This is a genomic window from Candidatus Dormiibacterota bacterium, assembly GCA_036495095.1.
Classification (GTDB): domain Bacteria; phylum Chloroflexota; class Dormibacteria; order Aeolococcales; family Aeolococcaceae; genus CF-96.
Map to the genome: position 1 here is coordinate 1 of DASXNK010000173.1, position 5,629 is coordinate 5,629.

The following is a 5,629-nucleotide window of genomic DNA, read 5'->3' on the forward strand; positions in this document are numbered from 1 at the left end:
CGCGGCCGGGCTCGGAGCCCGCGGCGAGGTGGTGCCGCTCGACGGCGACCGCTCCCTGGTGGCCGCGCTGGCGCCGCTGGGAATGGCGCCCACCGCCCGCTGATCCCCCGTCACAGTCGTGGGCTTTGTGGCATTGCCAGGGGTTTCGCGAGATCCAGGTTGTGGTGCAGTCCCCGTACCCTGGACAATGTGATCGCTTCATGCCGCGACTCCTCCTTGTGCTCTGCGCCCTCGCCTCCGCCGCCGCCATCGCGGGCTGCGGCGCCGGGAGCGTGCCCGCCGGCGCGCTGAGCCCGCCGCGGACCGGCGACACCGCCCCGGCGGCGCCCGACCCGGTGGCCCACTCGGTCTCCGCGGTGGTCTCCGCGCTGGCCAGGGAGCGGGCGCGGGCCGCGGAGAGCGCGCCGGCGGCCCCGGTGATCGCCCCCCGGCCGGTGGCGGTGTGGCAACCACCCCCCGCGCCGCCGCCGCCGCCGTCGTCGACCGCCGCCGCGCCCACGACCGGCCCCAACCCGATCATCGCCCTCGGCGACAGCCTCACCTTCGGCTGGGGCCGCGGCGCCTCGTCCGCCCCCTACGGTCCCGCCCCGGCCCACAGCTATCCCTGGTACGTGGAGCAGGACCTCGGCGTGCCCGTCATCAACGCGGGGATCAGCGGGACCACCGCCCGGGAGGTCCTCGACCCCGCCTCCGAGCCTCACCACCCGCGCCCGGCGTCGCTGCAGCTGCCCGCGCTGCTCGCCCGGCACCCGCGGCTGGTGATCCTGTCCTTCGGGAGCAACGAGGTGCAGCGCGGCTGGCCGGTGTCGCAGACGGCGGCGGACCTCGACCGCCTGCTCGCCCGGGTCACCGGCACCGGCGTCCCGGTGCTGGTGGTGGGCACCCACGTCGACTGCGAGGCCGACCCGTGCCAGGGTCCCTCGCCCGGGTACACGAGGCAGCGGTACCTGTCCAACTGGGACGCCGCCCTGAGCCAGCTGGCCAGCCGCTACCAGGCCGGGCTGGTGCTCGACGTCGAGCGCGGCTTCGGCCGCGACGACCTCACCGACTGGATCCACCCCACCGCCCTCGGCTACTGGCGGATGGCGCAGCGCATCGAGCCCGAGGTGGTGGCGGTGCTGCAGCGCCAGGGTCAGCGAGGCCCCGGCGCCCACCCCGCCCCACGGCTGCCGGCCGGCGGGGAGTGGGGCCCGCCGTCGCGGCCGGCCCCGGACCCGGCGCCGCCGCCCGAGCCCCGGGGGCAGAGCGAGATGTGGCCCGGCGGGCCCCACGAGTTCCTTCCGTGGAACCTGGAGCGGCTGCTCGCGATCCTCGATCACCTTGGTGACACGCCGCCGCGGGCGACGCCGCCACCGCCCCCGGACGCGGTTCCGATCACCTGATCGGGGCACATACCGCAAGCTAGCAGGGTGCCTGATCGTTCCATACAGTGCCGAATTCAGGGCAACCGGCAGTTCCGGGTCAGGTGAGGTGATGACGAGCACTGTGGCGGGCCGTACCGAGGGACACCCCGTGTCCGGGGACCGGAGGGGTCTCGAGAGGTCGAACAACTTCACGCTGATCCGCGTCATCGCGGCGGCGTTGGTGATCTTCGACCACTCCTACCGCCTGGTCGGCCAGCCGCCTCCGCTCACCGCCTTCCTCGGCTACACGGACATCGGCACCATCGCCGTCTACACCTTCTTCATCATGAGCGGCCACCTGCTGCTCAGCAGCTGGAAGGCGAACCCGCGGTGGTTCCTCTTCTTCTTCAAGCGCTTCATGCGGATCATGCCCGGCCTGGCCTTCGCGCTCCTCTTCGGAGCACTGGTGGTCGGCCCGCTGATGACCACCGTCCCGATCGGTGACTACCTCCACTCCTCGCAGACGCACGAGTACGTCACCCAGAACCTGATGCTGTTCCACCCGCTGTACGACCTGCCCGGCGTCTTCGGCCCCGGCCACAACCCCTTCACCGCCGTCAACGGCTCGATCTGGACGCTCTGCTACGAGGTCACCCTGTACTTCCTGGTCCCGGTGCTGGGGCTGGTGATGCTCCGCCGCCACCGCACCGCGGGCACCGTGGTGCTGCTCGGCCTCGCGGCGCTGCCCTGGGACCGGCTGGGCGCGATGATGCCGGTCACCTGGCTCGTGACCACCTACCTGGAGATCTTCACCCGCTACTTCGTGGTCGGCGCGGTTCTCTACGCCCACCGCGACCGCATCCCCCGGCGCTGGTTCATCGCGCTGGGTCTCGCCGCCGTGTGGATCGTGTCGCTCGGCCATCCCTGGGCGCCGTGGGTCAGCTACGCGGTGCTCCCCTACGAGGTGGTGTACCTGGCGCGGCTGCGGATCCCGCTGGTGGCCGGAGCCTTCCAGCGCCGTGACCCCTCCTACGGCATGTACCTGCTCGCCTTCCCGATGCAGCAGGCGGTGATCAGCATCGCCCGCGGCCACATCGCGCCGTTCACCCTCTTCCTCGTCTCCACGCCGCTGACGGTCTGCCTCGCGCTCGTCTCCTGGCACTTCGTCGAGGCGCCGGGGATGCGGATGCGGGGCACCCTGTCCCGGCAGCGGGTCCGCCTCGGCGCCCTCGCCGGAGCGGGCGGCCTGGTCCTTCCGCGCCGGATCATGGTGACCGCCGCGGCCGGCGCCATCGCCGGCGTCCTCGCCGCCCTCGGCGCCTACGGGATGGAGCGCGGCGCCGCTCCCGGCCAGGTGATCGCCTCGGCCGCCACCGTCGGCCGCCCCGCCACCATCGCAGCCTCGCCGGCGATCCTGGTGCCGCGCCTCCTGCCGATCACCGCCCGGCCGTTCACGGCCGCCGCCGCGGCACAGCGTCCGAAGCCGGTGCTCATCTACCTCCACGGCCTCGGCGAGTCGCCGCTGAAGCCGGCCCTGCCCGACCTGCTCAGCGCGGCGGCCGCGGACGGCTACCAGGTCATCTTCACCGACGAGGGCGGCCCGACCACCTGGGGGAACCGGGCCGCCGTCGCCGCCGTGATGGCGCTGAAGGCGAAGTACAGCCCGGACCGTCCGGTCACCCTGGTCGGCTGCTCGATGGGCACGCTCACCCTGCTCAGCTACGTCGCCGCCGCCGCGCCCGGCTCGGTGTCCGCCGCCGTCGGCCTGCTTCCCTTCAGCCACCTCCCGACCACCGAGCACCTGGACACGATCCTTCCGTCGGGCGCCACCAATCCCCCGCAGACGATCAACATCCCGTACCAGATGTGGTGGGGCACCAAGGACCTGCACGCCGGGCCGCCCACCATCCACGGCCCCCACGTCTCGTCGGTGCCGATGGTCGGGCTGGGCCACGACATCCCCATCCCCTACGACCTCCACGAGATCTTCAGCTTCCTCGACGGGTACCGCGCCCAGTAGCTGTGGCATCATCCCGCGGGATGGACAGCACCCCCTCGGTCGCGGTCCAGGTGGTGCTCCACCAGTCCTCCCGCTGGCTGCCCAGACTGGTCCGGGGCCTCGAGCTGCTCGAGTATCCGCGCGACCGGCTGCGGGTGCGGATGCTGAACAACAGCCCCGGCGACGAGAGCCGCGCCGTGCTCGACCGGCTGGCGCCCGACCTCGCGATCGAGTACGAGGACTCGGCCGGCGGCAACCTGGGGTTCGGCCGGGCGCACAACCTGCTCGCCGGCGGGGCGGATGCCGGCACCGACCTCCTGCTCCTGCTCAACCCCGACGCGATCCCCTTCCACGACTGCCTGCTGCGCCTGGTCGAGCGCGCCCGGGCGACGCCGGAGGCGGCCCTGGTCGAGGCCTGCCAGTTCCCCAACGAGCATCCCAAGGCGTACGACCCGGATACCGGGGCGACCAGCTGGTGCAGCGCCGCCTGCCTGCTGGTGCGCACCTCCGCGTTCCGGGAGGTGGGCGGTTTCGACGACCGCATCTTCCTCTACTGCGAGGACGTCGACCTCAGCTGGCGCTGCTGGCTGGCGGGCCACAGCTGCATCCTCGAGCCCTCGGCGCGGTGCGTGCACGTGACCCAGCACGCCGACCACGGCAAGGACCTCAGCGGCGAGATCTACCACGGCTACGTCGGCGGGCTCTTCCTCCGCCAGCGGTACTTCGGAGCCAGCGCGGTGCAGCGCTACACCGAGATGATCCGCGCCTCCGCACCGGGGGAGCTGGCGGGCCGCGCCCTGCGCGCCTTCGGGTCGATCAGGCCGGAGACCCTGGCGCTGTCCCATCCGCGGATCGTCGACCTGCCCGACTACAACTATGCCCCGCTCCGCTGGTAGCCACGAGCCCGGGCGCCTCGACGTCGTGATCGCCACCCGCGACGGCCGCCTCCCGCTGCTGCGCGACGCGCTCTACTCGGTGGCGGCGCTCACCCATGCCGCGGTCCGCGCGGTGGTGGTGGTGCAGAGCGCCGACCCCGCCCACCCCGGGCGGGTGGGCGAGCTCACCCGCCACCTGCGCGGCCTCGTCGAGACCCGGGTGGTGGTGGTGGAGGACGCCGGCCGCACCCGCGGACACCTGCTCAATGCCGGCCTCGACGCGGCCGGCGGCGAGTTCGTCTGCGTCCTCGACGACGGCGACGTGCTCTATCCGCAGTTCGCCGCCGTGCTGATCGGCGAGCTCACCGCCCGGCCGCAGCTGAGCGCCGCCTGCGGCGCCACCGTCCGCTGCTCGGGGCGGCTGACCGCGCACGGATTCGTCGCCGAGCACAAGGCGACCTGGGCGCCCGAGCCCCTCGATCGCATCCGCCTGCTCCTCGACGGCCCCCTCCAGCCGCTCGCCGCGGTGTACCGGCGCGCCGACCTCGCCGGCGCCGGCATCCGCTTCGACGAGAGCCTGGAGGCGCTCGAGGAGTGGGAGCTGCTGCGCCGGCTCTGCCGCCGGCACGAGGTCGCCTCGGTGCCCCACCCGGTGGCCGAGCTCCGCAGCGCCCGCGGCGCCGCCGGGGTCGCTGCCGAGGTCGAGGCGGTGCGCGAGCGCGCCCGCGCGGCGATCCTGGAGAGGGCCGCCGGCGAGACCCTGGTGCTGACCGAGGCGGAGCTGCGCACCCTCGCGTCCGCTGCGGAGCGGGAGCGCCAGGCACTCGCCGCCGAGACCGCCCGCGCCGCCGCCCTGGCCGCCGAGCTCGCCGCCGCCCGCCTCCAGCTGGACTCGCTGCGGACGTCACCGGTGCTGCGCGCCTACCGCGGCCTCCGCCGCACCGGCCTGCACCGCCCGCTCCGGGCGGTCTACCGGCTGATCCAGCCCCGCCCCGCCGACCGCTGATCCCGGTCCGACCGGCTACCGGTACGACAGCTCCTTGAAGGAGTCGATGTGCGGCGAGATGTAGGGGTCCGCACCACCCGGACGCAGCGGGTCCCAGCGCTGGATGAAGAGGCCGGTGTCCTCGGGGAGGACGAGGCTGCGGCTGCGACTCGCCGAGTGATGGTGGACCAGCTCCGCGAGCGGGGAGTAGACGTTGCGGTAGCCGCGGTCGCGCAGCCGCAGGCAGAAGTCGATGTCGTTGTACATCACCCGCAGCCGCTCGTCGAAACCGCCCACCTCCTCCCAGAGCGATCGCTTGACCATCAGGCAGGCGCCGGTGACCGCGCTGACGGTGCGGGTGCAGCGTCCCATGCCGAAGTAGTGGGAGATGTCGAGGTGGTCGGCGGGCTGGTTCTCGCCACCCACC

5 protein-coding genes are annotated in these 5,629 nt (G+C 73.5%); 4 read left to right on the top strand and 1 reads right to left on the bottom strand.

What is annotated here, in order from left to right:
• Nucleotides 1-200: 200 nt before the first annotated feature.
• The 4 genes from VGL20_17485 to VGL20_17500 all read left to right on the top strand — a co-directional run bounded on the left by VGL20_17485 (nucleotide 201) and on the right by VGL20_17500 (nucleotide 5,223).
• Nucleotides 201-1,382, top strand: coding sequence for a GDSL-type esterase/lipase family protein (locus VGL20_17485; GenBank protein HEY2705478.1), 1,182 nt, complete (start codon nucleotides 201-203; stop codon nucleotides 1,380-1,382).
• Between the two features lie 130 nt (nucleotides 1,383-1,512).
• On the top strand, nucleotides 1,513-3,363 hold the full coding sequence (locus VGL20_17490; GenBank protein ID HEY2705479.1) for an alpha/beta fold hydrolase: 1,851 nt from the start codon (nucleotides 1,513-1,515) through the stop codon (nucleotides 3,361-3,363).
• A gap of 20 nt (nucleotides 3,364-3,383) precedes the next feature.
• Nucleotides 3,384-4,238, top strand: a complete 855-nt coding sequence (locus VGL20_17495) for a glycosyltransferase family 2 protein (GenBank protein ID HEY2705480.1) — start codon at nucleotides 3,384-3,386, stop codon at nucleotides 4,236-4,238.
• A gap of 25 nt (nucleotides 4,239-4,263) precedes the next feature.
• Entirely contained in the window at nucleotides 4,264-5,223 is a 960-nt protein-coding gene (locus VGL20_17500) for a glycosyltransferase family A protein (GenBank protein ID HEY2705481.1), read from the top strand.
• 15 nt (nucleotides 5,224-5,238) lie between these two features.
• Here the strand turns inward: VGL20_17500 and VGL20_17505 are convergent.
• The coding region (locus VGL20_17505) for a glycosyltransferase family 2 protein (protein ID HEY2705482.1) at nucleotides 5,239-5,629 on the bottom strand (391 nt) is incomplete at its 5' end.